The organism is Salmonella sp. 32070601201500089SM, assembly GCF_017573605.1.
GTDB classification, from domain to species: Bacteria; Pseudomonadota; Gammaproteobacteria; order Enterobacterales; family Enterobacteriaceae; genus Salmonella; species Salmonella enterica.
Window position 1 is genome coordinate 73,620 of the sequence record NZ_JAGETK010000012.1, and the last position, 14,648, is coordinate 88,267.

At 55.5% G+C, this 14,648-nt stretch carries 13 protein-coding genes; 5 read left to right on the forward strand and 8 right to left on the reverse strand.

The features are described from left to right. Positions 1-197: 197 nt before the first annotated feature. On the forward strand, positions 198-1,067 hold the full coding sequence (robA, locus tag J4728_RS17975; RefSeq protein WP_000371685.1) for an MDR efflux pump AcrAB transcriptional activator RobA: 870 nt from the start codon (positions 198-200) through the stop codon (positions 1,065-1,067). On the opposite strand, the gene gpmB is transcribed toward robA, so the two are convergent. Further along, complete coding sequence (gene gpmB, locus J4728_RS17980) at positions 1,064-1,711, reverse strand: 2,3-diphosphoglycerate-dependent phosphoglycerate mutase GpmB (RefSeq protein WP_000942363.1); 648 nt, start codon at positions 1,709-1,711, stop codon at positions 1,064-1,066. The two genes, robA and gpmB, sit on opposite strands and share 4 nt — an antisense overlap. 48 nt (positions 1,712-1,759) lie before the next feature. Here gpmB and yjjX point away from each other — a divergent pair, with 48 nt between their 5' ends. Continuing rightward, positions 1,760-2,275, forward strand: coding sequence for an inosine/xanthosine triphosphatase (gene yjjX / locus J4728_RS17985; RefSeq protein ID WP_000554310.1), 516 nt, complete (start codon positions 1,760-1,762; stop codon positions 2,273-2,275). 101 nt (positions 2,276-2,376) lie between these two features. On the opposite strand, the gene trpR is transcribed toward yjjX, so the two are convergent. Then, a complete protein-coding gene (trpR, locus tag J4728_RS17990) occupies positions 2,377-2,703 on the reverse strand; it encodes a trp operon repressor (RefSeq protein ID WP_000192003.1) in 327 nt (108 codons plus the stop codon). Between the two features lie 57 nt (positions 2,704-2,760). Further along, positions 2,761-4,698, reverse strand: coding sequence for a murein transglycosylase (gene sltY, locus J4728_RS17995; protein ID WP_208212165.1), 1,938 nt, complete (start codon positions 4,696-4,698; stop codon positions 2,761-2,763). 208 nt (positions 4,699-4,906) lie between these two features. On the opposite strand from sltY, the gene ettA reads away from it, so the two are divergent. Beyond that, positions 4,907-6,574, forward strand: coding sequence for an energy-dependent translational throttle protein EttA (ettA, locus tag J4728_RS18000; protein ID WP_000046770.1), 1,668 nt, complete (start codon positions 4,907-4,909; stop codon positions 6,572-6,574). 117 nt (positions 6,575-6,691) lie between these two features. On the opposite strand, the gene nadR is transcribed toward ettA, so the two are convergent. The 3 genes from nadR to serB all read right to left on the reverse strand — a co-directional run bounded on the left by nadR (position 6,692) and on the right by serB (position 10,509). After that, entirely contained in the window at positions 6,692-7,924 is a 1,233-nt protein-coding gene (gene nadR / locus J4728_RS18005) for a multifunctional transcriptional regulator/nicotinamide-nucleotide adenylyltransferase/ribosylnicotinamide kinase NadR (RefSeq protein ID WP_001519486.1), read from the reverse strand. 150 nt (positions 7,925-8,074) lie between these two features. Continuing rightward, positions 8,075-9,457, reverse strand: coding sequence for a DNA repair protein RadA (gene radA, locus J4728_RS18010; protein WP_001029720.1), 1,383 nt, complete (start codon positions 9,455-9,457; stop codon positions 8,075-8,077). An 83-nt stretch (positions 9,458-9,540) separates the two neighbouring features. Next, entirely contained in the window at positions 9,541-10,509 is a 969-nt protein-coding gene (serB, locus tag J4728_RS18015) for a phosphoserine phosphatase (RefSeq protein ID WP_001132984.1), read from the reverse strand. Between the two features lie 116 nt (positions 10,510-10,625). Here serB and J4728_RS18020 point away from each other — a divergent pair, with 116 nt between their 5' ends. Together J4728_RS18020 and lplA are read left to right on the forward strand one after the other, a co-directional pair. After that, entirely contained in the window at positions 10,626-11,270 is a 645-nt protein-coding gene (locus tag J4728_RS18020; protein ID WP_000090067.1) for a YtjB family periplasmic protein, read from the forward strand. A 33-nt stretch (positions 11,271-11,303) separates the two neighbouring features. Further along, on the forward strand, positions 11,304-12,320 hold the full coding sequence (lplA, locus tag J4728_RS18025) for a lipoate--protein ligase LplA (protein ID WP_154023194.1): 1,017 nt from the start codon (positions 11,304-11,306) through the stop codon (positions 12,318-12,320). Between the two features lie 4 nt (positions 12,321-12,324). On the opposite strand, the gene yjjJ is transcribed toward lplA, so the two are convergent. Next, on the reverse strand, positions 12,325-13,653 hold the full coding sequence (gene yjjJ / locus J4728_RS18030; RefSeq protein ID WP_208212167.1) for a type II toxin-antitoxin system HipA family toxin YjjJ: 1,329 nt from the start codon (positions 13,651-13,653) through the stop codon (positions 12,325-12,327). 178 nt (positions 13,654-13,831) lie between these two features. Beyond that, positions 13,832-14,551: a purine-nucleoside phosphorylase gene (gene deoD / locus J4728_RS18035; RefSeq protein ID WP_000224865.1), complete on the reverse strand. Its 720-nt coding sequence runs from the start codon at positions 14,549-14,551 to the stop codon at positions 13,832-13,834. Positions 14,552-14,648 lie beyond the last annotated feature (97 nt).

Genomic DNA, 14,648 nt, shown 5'->3' on the forward strand with positions numbered 1-14,648 from the left:
TAAAAGTTACGTTGCGTAATTATTAGACATTCTAAAATAAAATGGTTATAGATCACAGGATTAGAATAATTACCTGTCACGTTGCCTAAAAAAAGCATTTAAGCTCAAAAAAAACACTGAATGCTAAAAGAACAAAAAATGCTATTATCCTCTTACCTGATATCGGGTGCTCGTTGTTGAAAGGATGGGGATATTTTATGGATCAGGCTGGCATAATTCGCGACCTGTTAATCTGGCTGGAAGGTCATCTGGATCAGCCGCTGTCACTTGACAATGTGGCGGCAAAAGCAGGCTATTCCAAGTGGCACCTGCAGAGAATGTTTAAGGACGTGACGGGCCACGCCATTGGCGCTTACATCCGCGCCCGTCGTTTATCGAAATCAGCAGTAGCGCTGCGTTTGACCGCGCGTCCAATTCTGGATATTGCTCTTCAGTACCGCTTCGATTCTCAGCAAACCTTTACGCGCGCCTTTAAGAAACAGTTTTCCCAGACGCCAGCGCTGTATCGTCGCTCCTCGGAATGGAGCGCCTTTGGCATTCGCCCGCCATTACGGCTGGGCGAGTTTACCGTGCCGGAACATCAGTTCGTTACGCTGGAAGATACGCCGCTCCTTGGCGTCACGCAGAGCTATTCCTGCTCGCTGGAACAGATTTCCGACTTCCGCCACGAAATGCGCGTGCAATTCTGGCATGATTTCCTCGGTCATTCGCCAACTATTCCGCCAGTGCTTTATGGGCTTAATGAAACGCGCCCCAGCATGGAGAAAGACGATGAGCAGGAAGTATTCTATACCACCGCACTGCCGCAAGAGCAGGCCGATGGCTATGTTCAGTCGGCGCATCCCGTGCTGTTGCAGGGCGGTGAATACGTCATGTTCACCTATGAAGGGTTAGGAACCGGCGTGCAGGATTTTATCCTGACCGTTTACGGCACCTGTATGCCAATGCTGAATCTGACCCGTCGTAAAGGGCAGGATATAGAGCGATACTACCCGTCAGAAGATACCAAAACCGGCGATCGCCCTATCAACCTGCGCTGCGAATTTCTGATCCCGATTCGTCGTTAACGCTGTAGCTCATCCAATGCAGGGGCGTCCAGATGCGAAACGTCCCCTGCGGTTTCTACCACCCACCCAGACGCCAGCCACTGGCTTTCCTGGTAATCGATGCGGGAAATAGAGCAGTTGCGCAAACGTAACCGGCGTTCCGCCCAGGCGGGTAGTCCCAGTATAGTACTGACCAGACAGCCCAACGCGATACCGTGACTGACCAATAAAGGTCGGCTGCCCTGCGGTAGCTCCAGACAGGACGCCAGCGCGGCATGAACGCGATCGCTCAACTCCTGCATCGATTCCCCACCGGGAATGCGGCCATCCTGCGTGCCGTTGACCAGCTGACGGCGCCAGCCCTCTTCTTCTTCCGTCAGCGAATCGATCTGGCGCTTTTCCAGCACGCCCATATCCAGCTCGCGCAGGCGGGAGTCAAAGGTGATATCACACCCGCACGCCTGGGCGATAATCTCCGCCGTGCGTTTTGTGCGGCCTAAATCGCTGCTGATGATATGGGTGATGCCGAGGCTGCGGGCGCGTTCTCCTACCTGCATGGCCTGCTGCTCGCCTTTTGCTGTCAGGGGACTGTCCGATTGGCCCTGAATACGTCGCTCGGCGTTCCACTGCGTTTCACCGTGGCGAACAAGGTATACCTGTAACATGTTTTTTTTCCGTTATACTGCGATAAATTTTTAAAACTGAGCTTAATTATGCACCAGGTTATCTCTGCGACCACCAATCCTGCCAAAATTCAGGCAATTCTACAGGCATTTGAAGAGATTTTCGGCGAAGGATCGTGCCATATTACGCCCGTCGCCGTCGAGAGCGGCGTACCGGAGCAGCCCTTCGGAAGCGAGGAAACGCGTGCTGGCGCACGAAATCGCGTGGATAATGCGCGACGCCTGCATCCACAAGCTGATTTCTGGGTAGCCATTGAAGCCGGAATTGACGATGATGCCACCTTCAGTTGGGTGGTGATTGATAACGGCGTTCAGCGCGGTGAAGCGCGATCGGCCACGCTGCCGCTGCCCGCCGTCATTCTCGACAGAGTCCGCCAGGGAGAAGCGCTTGGCCCGGTGATGTCCCACTATACCGGTATTGACGAGATTGGTCGCAAAGAGGGCGCCATTGGCGTATTTACCGCCGGAAAATTAACGCGCTCCAGCGTTTACTACCAGGCGGTGATTCTGGCGTTAAGCCCGTTTCATAACGCGGTGTATCGATAATTATTTGCGCTATGTTGTAGGCCTGATAAGCACAGCGCCATCAGGCATTTCGTGGCGATATTGCCGGATGGCCGCTTCGCCTTATCCGGCCTACGAGCAAATCAGGCGTTTTTCAGCAGTACGTTCTCAAGCCAATGACGCAGTTCAACCGGCGCGGATTTCAGGCTGTTTGACCCGCGCGTGATGGTGGCGATGCCCGCCCCCAGCTCGGTTTTCAACTCGCGCTGGCTCATTTCGCCACGCAGCAACTCCTCAATAATGCGCACGCGCGTTCCTAGCGCTTCACGCTCGTCCGGCGTAAGCATCAGTTGTAATAAAGGCAGATGCAGATCCTCTGCATATGCCTGACGGAGTAACTCCACAAAACGAAGCCACTCCTGATTACGTTGTTCGGCGATAGCCGATGAATAAGGGGAATGCTGGGTCATGTTATACCGCCGTTTGTACTGTTACACGAGTACAAATGATAACATAACCCGTCTGCATTAATACCGTCGCTGCCACTCAGAGTCGCTCATTAAGGCCTCTTTCTGCCCCATAAAGTGGCGATAGTAAGCGTCATAGGCCAGAACGTTTTTCACGTAGCCGCGCGTTTCCGAAAAGGGAATACTTTCGACAAACGCTACGGCATCGATACGCCCGGCGCTATTGCCAAGCCAGGTGCGCACGCGCCCCGGCCCGGCGTTATACGCCGCCGAGGCGAAAATACGGTTATTACCAAACTGCTGATAGACATACTGCAAATAGCTGGTGCCAATGTTGATGTTGGTCTCCGGCTCCAGCAGTTGGCCGGGGCCGCGGTAGTCCGGAATCGAAAACATTTTCACCGTATGGGTGGCCGTTCCCGGCATAATCTGCATTAAGCCGCTGGCCCCTACCGGCGATTTTACTTTCGGGTTCCAGGCGCTCTCCTGGCGGGCAATCGCCATGGCATAGCTTTGTGAGATATCTTTTCCGCGGGTATAGCGGGTAAAAAGATCGTTATACGCCAGCGGGAAACGCTCCTCCAGATGATCCCACAGTTTTCCGGCGATCGTCGCCTGTACGCTCAGATCCCACCAGTGCTGGTTAAACGCATAGCGCGCCAGCTGCGCCTGTTCAGATTTACTACGGCTTTTTACCAGATTCGCCCATTCGCTGCGCGCCGTGTTATCCAGGTTCCAGTACATCAGCTCCCGTACACGCGCCATCTCCGGCCCCTGCGTCAACGCGCTGTTTACGTTGGCGGGCGCTTTATCGATTTTAAGCGTGTACTCTTCGCCTAAACGCTGCGCCGCGACCATCGGATAAAAACCGCGCTTCTGCATTAAAGCATGAAGGATCTCTTTCGCTTCGGCGTCACGACCGCGCTCCAGCAATAAATCCGCCTGCCAGTAACGCCACTCGTCTTTCTCTTTCGCCTCCATTGGCAGTCGGGCAAGCCAGGTATTGAGACCGCGACGATCGCCCATCCCCAGCGCCATACGCACGCGCCGCTCGATAAGCGACGTCGATTGCGAGCGCATAATCGCGTCATCGCGCCATTTCGCTTGCGCATCGGTCACATCGTTGCCCATCAGTCGCCAGGCAACGATATCGCGCAGCGCCTGCGTTTGTTCCTCATTAAGTTTCTGCGCCTGTACCAGCGAGGGGATCATCAGACGCGCATTTTCCGCGTCCTGGCGGGCGACGCTGGCAAACGCGACTTCCGCCATCTGGCGGGTAAAATCGGTGGCGCCGGTGGTGCGTGCGAAGGTCAACACGTTATTAGGGTCATTAGCCAGGGTAATGATCGCTGAGGCGATCGTTTGATATTCCGCCGGCATCTGTCCGGCCAGCACCGTAACCAACCCCGTATTCCCGGCTTTCATCGCCAGCCGAATACGTTCCAGATACGCCAGCGGGTCTTGCTTGCCGGAGGCCCGCCAGACGCTGAAAAGTTTATCGCAGGCATTCGGCTGACTTTTGCCGGTCAGCCAAAGGTCTTTCGCGCCCTGCCAGGCCGCTTCCGTTTGCCCGGTACTCCATTTCGCGTAGTAATAGTTACATTGCGCTTCCGTGGTGCCGGGTTTCTCCGGGCTAAATGCCAGCAAGCCGCGCCAGTCTTCACGACGCGCCAGCTCATTGACGAAGCGTGATTGCAGCGTACGCGCAGGCGGAAGCGTAGGATTGGCGCGCACAAACTGCGTGACAGCAATCGCCGGTTGGTTCATCAAATCGTCGGTGATCTTACGGTATTCCAGATACGGGTAGAGCGGATAATCTTTCAGAACCGGCATCATCTGCTCTACCACATCCATCTGGCGGTTGTCCCAGGCCTGCTTAATCTGCGCATAGCGGTTACGCTGCTCTTCCAGTGAGTCGGCCCGCGCGAGGTGACAAAAGGTCAGCAGGCATACGCTGGCGGCGACGAGACGCCAGACAAATGGTTTGGCTCTATCCACAAGCACTTCCTCAATTGTTATCCAATGCAGCATCATGCCGCGTAATGAATTTATGCTAACCAGTCATAGCCATTTGCGCCACGTTACGGACACTTTTTTACTTTTATTGCGAGTGCGATCTGCTGGCTGGGCTTAGGCAGGGAAAAAGGCTACACTTCGCCTTTGACATCTATTCACCATCACGATAAACATAGAGGCGAAGTCCAACGTGGCTCAATTCGTTTATACCATGCATCGTGTCGGCAAAGTGGTTCCGCCGAAACGTCATATTCTGAAAAACATCTCGCTGAGCTTCTTCCCTGGCGCCAAAATCGGCGTGCTGGGCCTTAACGGCGCCGGTAAGTCTACCCTGCTGCGCATCATGGCGGGTCTCGATAAAGATATCGAGGGCGAAGCGCGCCCGCAGCCCGGCATTAAGATTGGCTACCTGCCGCAGGAACCTCAGCTAAACCCGGAACACACGGTACGCGAGTCGATTGAAGAGGCCGTTTCGGAAGTGGTTAACGCCCTCAAACGTCTGGATGAAGTGTACGCGCTGTATGCCGATCCGGATGCCGACTTCGACAAGCTGGCTGCAGAGCAGGGCCGGCTTGAAGAGATTATCCAGGCGCACGACGGTCATAACCTGAACGTGCAGCTTGAGCGCGCTGCTGACGCCCTGCGTCTGCCGGACTGGGATGCCAAAGTCGAAAAACTGTCCGGCGGCGAGCGCCGCCGCGTGGCGCTGTGCCGTCTGTTGCTGGAAAAGCCGGACATGCTGCTGCTCGACGAACCCACCAACCACCTGGATGCCGAATCTGTTGCGTGGCTGGAACGTTTCCTGCACGACTTCGAAGGCACCGTCGTGGCGATTACCCACGACCGTTACTTCCTCGATAACGTCGCCGGCTGGATTCTGGAACTTGACCGCGGCGAAGGTATTCCGTGGGAAGGCAACTACTCCTCCTGGCTGGAGCAGAAAGATCAGCGTCTGGCGCAGGAAGCGTCTGCCGAAGCGGCGCGCCGTAAATCCATTGAGAAAGAGCTGGAGTGGGTGCGTCAGGGCGCGAAAGGCCGTCAGTCGAAAGGTAAGGCGCGTCTGGCTCGCTTTGAAGAACTGAACAGCGTTGAGTATCAGAAACGTAACGAAACCAACGAACTGTTTATTCCACCAGGACCGCGTCTGGGCGACAAAGTCATTGAAGTCAGCAACCTGCGTAAATCCTACGGCGACCGCGTACTGATCGACGACCTGAGCTTCTCGGTGCCGAAAGGCGCTATCGTCGGGATCATCGGGCCAAACGGCGCGGGTAAATCGACCCTGTTCCGCATGATGTCCGGTCAGGAGCAGCCCGATAGCGGCACCATTACGCTGGGTGAAACCGTCAAGCTGGCCTCGGTCGATCAGTTCCGCGACGCGATGGACAACAGCAAAACCGTCTGGGAAGAAGTGTCCGGCGGGCTGGATATCATGAAGATCGGCAACACTGAAATGCCAAGCCGCGCCTATGTAGGCCGCTTCAACTTCAAAGGCGTCGATCAGGGCAAACGCGTTGGCGAACTGTCCGGCGGTGAGCGCGGTCGTTTGCACCTGGCGAAACTGCTGCAGGTGGGCGGCAACGTCCTGCTGCTCGACGAACCGACGAACGACCTGGATATCGAAACCCTGCGCGCGCTGGAAAACGCCCTGCTGGAGTTCCCTGGTTGCGCGATGGTTATCTCGCACGACCGTTGGTTCCTTGACCGTATCGCCACCCACATCCTGGATTATCAGGATGAAGGTAAGGTGGAATTCTTCGAAGGCAACTTTACCGAATACGAAGAGTACAAGAAACGCACGCTGGGCGCCGAGGCGCTGGAGCCGAAGCGTATCAAGTACAAGCGTATTGCCAAATAAATGTCTGAATGCCGGGTGGCGCTTGCGCTTACCCGGCCTACAAACCCAGCAATTCCAATACGTTGTGAAACTGTAGGCCTGATAAGACGCGGTAAGCGTCGCATCAGGCACTGGTTCTTATCCCTGCTCGCCCATCATCTCTTTCACCAGTTCCACACAGCGCAAAAAGCGGCCATCGTAATCAGCCTCTTTAACGTGAACGAACTCAATGTTGTTTTCTTTCAGCATCTCGACCAACAGGCTCTGGAACGCTTTGCGATCCACTGAACTGCCCAGGCTTCGCAGTCCGTCAGCTACCCACGGCGTATTATTCTCCAGCAAAATCACCAGGTCGAAGCGATACTCGTCGATCAGCGCCTGGACAAAGGGATGCTCGCGCCCTTCGTATTTTTTGCAAAATGCCTGGGTGGTGACGAAATCGGTATCGATAAACGCCACTTTATTCGCATATTTTACTGCGAAATCAATATATTGCGCATGACCCAGCGCGATTTTATCGTAGTCGGAATACTGTAACGCCATCTCATCGCCGCCCAGATGCGAAAAGACATAGTCGCGGCCATATTCCCAGGCGCTGGTGGTATTAAAAATATTGGCGAGCTTATTGACCAGCGTAGACTTGCCGCTTGATTCCCCGCCCAGAATCGCGACGGTACGCACGAAAAACGGCTTCACTTCGGTAGGAATATATTCCCAGTAACGAAACGGATTTTCGCGGATTTGCGCCCCGCTGATATTCATAAACGTGCGTTCAGGATCGACCAGCACCGTCTCAATCCCTAAATGCTCAAGGTACTGCGGCGCATCAGCCTCTTCGGAAGTGTAGATCCAGCTCGGCTGTATTCCCTTCTCTGCCATAAACGCTTTAATGCCGTTGCTCCAGACGTCCCAGCCATGCGGATAAGGCTCCATCCCCTCTTCATTAAAGGCGTGGATGCGAATATTTTTTTGGTATTTGAAGGTTTGCAGCAACCAGCGCAGGCGATCCGACACGGTGGGCTGCTGCGACATGGCGCTATCCTCAAACAGCCCGCGGTCGCGCGTATCGTCATATCCCATAATGATATGCAACTCATCCACCTGGCTACAGGCGCGCTGGATCAAGTAGATGTGTCCGGTATGCAATGGATAAAATTTACCGAACACCACGCCAATGTTTTTCTGTCGGCGGGGAAACTCCAGCCCGAGAAAACGGTGTAGCGCCTCCAGTTTTTGCGCGCTGGGGCTTTTGATTTTGGCGTTAAGTAACTGACTCAGATACCCCTTGGTCATACCGCTGGCGTCAGCCACCTGTTGCAGAGTGCAACCTTGCTGCTTAATCGCGGTTTTGAGATAGTCGAACGATGACACAAGAGCCTCCTGCTGGAAAAATCGCATAACACTGCCTGACGGCGCTTCGCTTATCAGGCCTACAACATCAATCCGTATCAATCCGTAGGCCGGATAAGACGCATTGCATCGCCATCCGGCAAATTATACAACATCACTACATACAGAGAATTATAAGTCGTCAAACACGCTTAACGCATCTGCGAGCTTTTTAACACCGAACACCTGCATTCCTTCCGGCGGCTTTTTCGGTACGTTGGCGGCAGGCACAATCGCCCGACGAAAGCCGTGTTTCGCCGCCTCGGAAATACGCTCCTGCCCGCTCGGCACCGGACGAATCTCGCCTGCCAGCCCCACTTCGCCAAACACCACCAGATCCTGCGGCAACGGCCTGTCACGCAGGCTGGAGACCATCGCCAGCAGTAAAGCCAGATCCGCGCTGGTTTCGGTGACTTTCACGCCGCCGACCACGTTAACGAAGACGTCCTGATCCGACATTTGCAGACCGCCGTGTCGGTGTAGCACCGCCAGCAGGATTGCCAGACGGTTTTGTTCCAGACCGACCGCCACGCGTCTGGGGTTCGCCATCATCGAGTGATCGACCAGCGCCTGAATCTCCACCAGCAACGGTCGCGTGCCTTCCCAGACGACCATCACTGAACTGCCGGAAGTGACCTCATCGCCACGGCTTAAAAAGATGGCGGACGGATTGCTCACTTCGCGCAACCCCTGTTCGGTCATGGCGAAGACGCCCAGCTCATTGACTGCGCCAAAGCGGTTTTTGTGGCTGCGCAGCGTGCGAAAACGAGAATCGGCGTCGCCGTCGAGCAATACTGAGCAATCGATACAGTGTTCCAGCACTTTCGGCCCGGCCAGCGACCCGTCTTTGGTGACGTGGCCGACCATCACGATCGCCACGCCGCGCGTTTTGGCGAAGCGCGTCAGGTAGGCTGCCGTTTCGCGGACCTGGGCGACACTGCCCGGCGACGACTGGATGTCCGCCATATGCATCACCTGTATGGAGTCGATCACCATCAGTTTCGGCTGTTCTTCTTCGGCAATCAGGCAAATTTGTTCGATGCTGGTTTCCGACAGCATATTCAGATTCGCCGTCGGCAGGCCAAGCCGATGCGCGCGCATCGCCACCTGCTGTAGCGACTCTTCGCCGGTGACGTACAGCGTTTTCATCTGCTCGGCGAGCTTGCACAGCGTTTGCAGCAGCAACGTTGATTTGCCCGCGCCGGGGTTACCGCCAATCAAAATGGCGCTGCCGGGTACCACCCCGCCGCCCAACACACGGTCAAACTCTTTAAAACCGGTAGAAAAGCGCGGCAGTTCCTCAAGACTGATGTCAGACAGTTTCTGCACTTTTGATACGCCCGCACTGCCGGCGTATCCGCTCAGACGTTCGTTACGCGCCACCGTCGGCGACGCGGCAAGGCGCACCTCAGTAATGGTGTTCCAGGCCTGGCAGGCGCTGCACTGCCCCTGCCAGCGTGGGTAATCGGCACCACATTCATTACAAACAAAGGCGCGTTTTGGAGCTTTTGCCACGTTTTACCTCTTTCGTTAACGCTGTTGCCGGATGGCGCTGATGCTTATCCGGCCTACGGTCGCCTTGCCATTGGGCAGGTTAATCATTTCTGGTTCATGCTGCCGGAGAGAATGCAAAACACGCCCATCAGGTCAGCGTGGCGGATCGTAATCTCCGTCTTTTCGTTTACTTTTGGCTTGGCATGGAAGGCAATACCTAACCCTGCCGATTTGATCATTGGCAGATCGTTAGCGCCGTCGCCAATCGCCACCGTCTGCGCCAGCGGGATGTCATGCTCTTGCGCCAGACGAAGCAAGGTATTGGCTTTATACTCAGCATCCACAATATCGCCGATAACGTGACCGGTAAATTTACCGTCCATGATCTCCAGCTCATTGGCGACCGCCGCCGTCAGGCGTAGCTGGTCACGCAGATAGTCGGCGAAGAAAGTGAAGCCGCCGGAGGCGATAGCGATTTTCCAGCCAAGCGCTTCCAGTTTTAGCACCAACTGCGTTAATCCTGGCATTAGCGGCAGATTCCCGCGCACCTGACGCAAAATATCGGCATCCGCGCCTTTCAGCGTCGCCACGCGGCTGCGCAGGCTGGCGGTAAAATCAAGCTCGCCGCGCATCGCGCGCTCCGTCACTTCAGCCACCTTCTCACCGGTACCGGCCAGCTTCGCGATTTCATCAATGCACTCAATTTGGATCGCCGTGGAATCCATATCCATCACCAGCAGCCCCGGCGTGCGCAGATGCGGAATTTTACCCAGCGGCGCGACATCCAACTGCGCCTCATGCGCCAGCCGCGTCGCACGCGGCGTCAGCGACCCCGCCAGACGAATGACCTGATAATCCTCCACGCACCAGGCGGCGACAATCACCATTGCGGCGCCCAGTTTGGTCTGATATTGAGTTAAACGCTGCTTATCCAGCCCGCGCCCATACAGCAGCCAACCGCTGCGGCCTGCATGGTAATCCAGAGGCATCACCTCGTCGCCGCTTAAAGAAAGAGGCAAACCAGGCCATAAAGAGACATCTTCAGGCAGATCGCACCAGGTAATGTTAGGCATTAAAGCTCCTGTAAATCGTTCAGGCCGGTAACCGCCCCGCGGAAAATAACGCATGAGGCTACCTTGTAACCATCGCTTCTGGCAACATTAAGCCTCAAATTTTCAGCAGGTGGAATATGGCTCGCGCAAAACTGAAATTTCGGCTGCATCGTGCAGTCATTGTATTGTTCTGTCTCACACTGCTCGTCGCGCTTATGCAGGGCGCGTCCTGGTTTAGTCAAAACCACCAGCGACAGCGCAACCCGCAGCTGGAAGAGCTGGCCCGCACGCTGGCGCGCCAGGTGACGCTCAACATCGCCCCGCTGATGCGCAGCGAAACACCGGATGAAAATCGCATCAACGCCGTGCTGCGTCAGCTCACGCAAGAGAGCCGTATTCTGGATGCCGGCGTCTATGATGAACAGGGCGATCTTATTACTCGCGCTGGCGAAAGCGTCAATGTGCGCGACAGGCTGGCGCTGGATGGCAAAAAAGCGGGCAGCTATTTTAACCAACAAATTGTCGAGCCTATCCAGGGGAAAAACGGCCCATTGGGCTACCTGCGTCTAACGCTGGATACCCACACGCTGGCCACCGAAGCAAAGCAGGTCGATAACACCACCAACATTCTACGCCTGATGCTGCTACTCTCGCTGGCGATAGGCGTGGTGCTGACGCGTACCTTGCTACAAGGTAAACGCACCCGCTGGCAGCAGTCGCCCTTCCTGTTAACGGCCAGCAAGCCTGTTCCGGAAGAGGAAGAGCGTGAGGAAAAAGAGTAAAATGACGGCTTAATAAAGGTAAGGAAAACCACCATGACAACATTACGCCTGCTTATTTCTGACTCTTACGATCCCTGGTTTAACCTGGCGGTCGAGGAGTGCATTTTCCGCCAGATGCCCGCCACCCAGCGCGTGCTGTTCCTGTGGCGCAACGCGGATACGGTGGTCATTGGACGCGCGCAAAACCCGTGGAAAGAGTGTAATACGCGGCGTATGGAAGAAGATAATGTCCGTCTGGCCCGCCGTAGCAGCGGCGGCGGCGCGGTATTCCATGACCTCGGTAATACCTGTTTTACCTTTATGGCCGGTAAACCGGAATACGATAAAACCATCTCCACCCATATTGTGCTCGCGGCGCTGAATTCGCTGGGGGTCATGGCCGATGCTTCGGGACGCAACGATCTGGTCGTAAAAACGCCGGACGGCGATCGCAAAGTCTCCGGTTCAGCCTATCGCGAAACCAAAGATCGCGGCTTCCATCACGGCACGCTGCTGTTGAACGCCGACCTCAGCCGTCTGGCGAACTATCTGAATCCGGATAAAAAGAAGCTTGCGGCGAAAGGAATCACCTCCGTTCGCTCCCGCGTGGCTAATCTTACCGAGCTATTACCGGGTATCACCCATGAACAGGTCTGCCAGGCGGTGACGGAAGCCTTTTTCGCCCATTACGGCGAACGCGTCGACGCGGAAGTGATCTCACCGGATAAAACGCCGGATCTACCGAATTTTGCCGAAACCTTTGCGCGCCAGAGCAGTTGGGAGTGGAATTTCGGCCAGGCACCGGCGTTCAGCCATCTGCTGGACGAGCGTTTCACCTGGGGCGGCGTCGAGCTGCATTTTGACGTCGAGAAAGGTGTGATTACCCGCGCACAGGTGTTTACCGATAGCCTGAACCCGGCACCGCTGGAAGCGCTGGCCGAGCGGCTGCAAGGGTGCCAGTATCGAGTGGATGTGTTGGAGCAGGCCTGCGAATCTTTAATTGCTGAATTCCCGGCTCAGAAAGGTGAGCTGCGGGAACTGGCTGCGTGGATGGCTCAAGCTGTACGCTAAGCGTCTACGCCAGCCGCCCGATGGTCTGCGCGGCTAACTTCAATTTTCCCACCATCGCGCGGGCAATCTCCTGAAAGCCCGCGCTGATGCGTTTATCATCAGCGACCAGCACCCAAAAGCGCTCGGCCAACGGCAAGGCAAATTCCCACGCTTTCTTGTCGATTGTGGCCTCCACACGAATGTCGACAGGCGCGTAGCGCAACATGCCCGATGCCGCCGGAGCGTAAGCCATCGGCAACATATCATAGACAGGCGCGAGCGCCATCGGGGCATCGGAGTAATAAAACGAGAGGTTACCCGCATGCATATCGCTGTTGGCGATAAGCCGACCAAACGCCCAAATTTTCTCAATTTGCTGATGGGCAACAGCATCTATAATGCCCTGCCCGGCAAGCCGATGCGTGACCACCGGCCAGATGCCTGGCGAAGATGCATACTCGCCTTGCAACGCCTCCAGGGAAACAATTTGCCGACGACCACGTATCCCGGTGCAGTCGAAGCGAATGCTTTCCAGAAAGACCTGTCCTCCCTCGCTGCAAATAGCCGTGGCTAAGCTGGCGTTGATGCTGGCGGCAGAAAGCACGGCTAATGCGATGGACTCGGCAATCAAGAGGTCGCTCCAGCGTTCAGAAACGGCGTTCCTTTCACGCGCACTGAATTTCACCAGTACGTTCTGATTGCCCCATCTTGCTTCTGCAAAACAGGCAAATTTAGGCTGCTCACCACCAGCTGAAGAGCCAATGACCTCACCTGCGAGCGCGTCTTCCGCCAGCTGCTGATAGCGATTGAGTTTTTCGGACTGCGTAATCGCCGTCGCATCCGGCGCGGTCACCCAACGCTGGTAATTCTCCTCACCCACGATCCAGCCGCCCGCATTTTCACCCTGATACGCCCGCAGCGCATACAGGACTTCATCCTCTTGCCACAACCGGATGTCATCAGGCAGATGCGCATACCCAGCCACGGCCCTTCCCCAAGCTCGCCCAAGGAATCCCTGTGGCCTAAGATCGGTCAGATACCATGGCAGGCTGTCAAACCATTGCCATTCACCTGTATCAAGCGCAACCAGGCAACTCCCCTGAGGCCAACACGGATAAAGAACGCCAAACTTAGCGGCCTGTCCTTGTGCATTGACCTGCCAGAGGGGAAAGGCCGCGACGCCGCGAACAGGCCGAACAAGCGCGTAGCGCGTAGCACGAGCTTTACCAAACTGGATGACGTCCTGATGCGCGGAAACCAGACGAGAGAACGTCGCCTGACTAACGGCCAGCGATGATCTTAATTCAGCGGCGGAACTCGGCCCCTGTAAGAGCAAATCGGTTAATGCGCTCATAGATGAATAGATTAATGAATAGATACTTGAATGGATTTAAGGACACAGCCCTTTGATTGTCAATACAAACAAAGAAAGAGCGAGAGGAAAGATGAATAGATTATCAGAAGAGAGTGGATATAGCGCTGGCATTACCCGGACCAGGCCTTGACGCACCTCGTCCGGGTCGATTTGCTGCTTACTCCTGGTCGCCCAGCAGTACGGATTCCAGCGCGATTTTGATCATGTCGTTGAAGGTCGTCTGACGTTCAGCGGCAGTGGTCTGCTCGTGGGTACGGATATGGTCAGATACGGTGCAGATGGTCAGCGCTTTCGCGCCAAATTCAGCCGCAACGCCGTAGATACCCGCCGCTTCCATCTCTACGCCCAGTACGCCGTATTTTTCCATCACGTCGAACATTTCGCCGTCCGGAGAGTAGAACAGGTCAGCGGAGAACAGGTTGCCTACGCGCGCGTCAACGCCCAGCGCTTTTGCCGCATCAACTGCGTTACGCACCATGTCGAAGTCAGCGATAGCCGCGAAGTCATGATCTTTAAAACGGATACGGTTCACTTTGGAGTCGGTGCAGGCACCCATACCGATCACCACGTCGCGCAGTTTGACGTCCATGCGCACAGCGCCGCAGGAGCCGACGCGAATGATTTTCTTCACGCCGAAATCGGTGATCAGCTCTTTGGTGTAGATGGAGCAGGACGGGATACCCATACCGTGGCCCATCACGGAGATCTTACGGCCTTTGTAAGTCCCGGTGAAACCTAACATGCCGCGAACGTTGTTCACTTCGCGAACATCTTCGAGGAAAGTCTCAGCAATGTGCTTCGCGCGCAGCGGGTCGCCCGGCATCAATACGACGTCAGCGAAATCACCCATTTCTGCATTAATATGTGGAGTTGCCATCTTCAGTTCCCTTTAAATTTGTTGTTATTGCCTGATGGCGGCTACGCCTTATCAGGCCTACAAAACGTGTGTCAAAACAGTGAAATACCCTAAGTAT

What these genes read in the sequence shown, in the direction of transcription:
- robA (WP_000371685.1), top strand. Translation starts at nt 198, where the DNA reads ATGGATCAGGCTGGCATAATTCGCGACCTGTTAATCTGGCTGGAAGGT.
- gpmB (WP_000942363.1), bottom strand. Translation starts at nt 1,711, where the DNA reads ATGTTACAGGTATACCTTGTTCGCCACGGTGAAACGCAGTGGAACGCC.
- yjjX (WP_000554310.1), top strand. Translation starts at nt 1,760, where the DNA reads ATGCACCAGGTTATCTCTGCGACCACCAATCCTGCCAAAATTCAGGCA.
- trpR (WP_000192003.1), bottom strand. Translation starts at nt 2,703, where the DNA reads ATGACCCAGCATTCCCCTTATTCATCGGCTATCGCCGAACAACGTAAT.
- serB (WP_001132984.1), bottom strand. Translation starts at nt 10,509, where the DNA reads ATGCCTAACATTACCTGGTGCGATCTGCCTGAAGATGTCTCTTTATGG.
- J4728_RS18020 (WP_000090067.1), top strand. Translation starts at nt 10,626, where the DNA reads ATGGCTCGCGCAAAACTGAAATTTCGGCTGCATCGTGCAGTCATTGTA.
- lplA (WP_154023194.1), top strand. Translation starts at nt 11,304, where the DNA reads ATGACAACATTACGCCTGCTTATTTCTGACTCTTACGATCCCTGGTTT.
- yjjJ (WP_208212167.1), bottom strand. Translation starts at nt 13,653, where the DNA reads ATGAGCGCATTAACCGATTTGCTCTTACAGGGGCCGAGTTCCGCCGCT.
- deoD (WP_000224865.1), bottom strand. Translation starts at nt 14,551, where the DNA reads ATGGCAACTCCACATATTAATGCAGAAATGGGTGATTTCGCTGACGTC.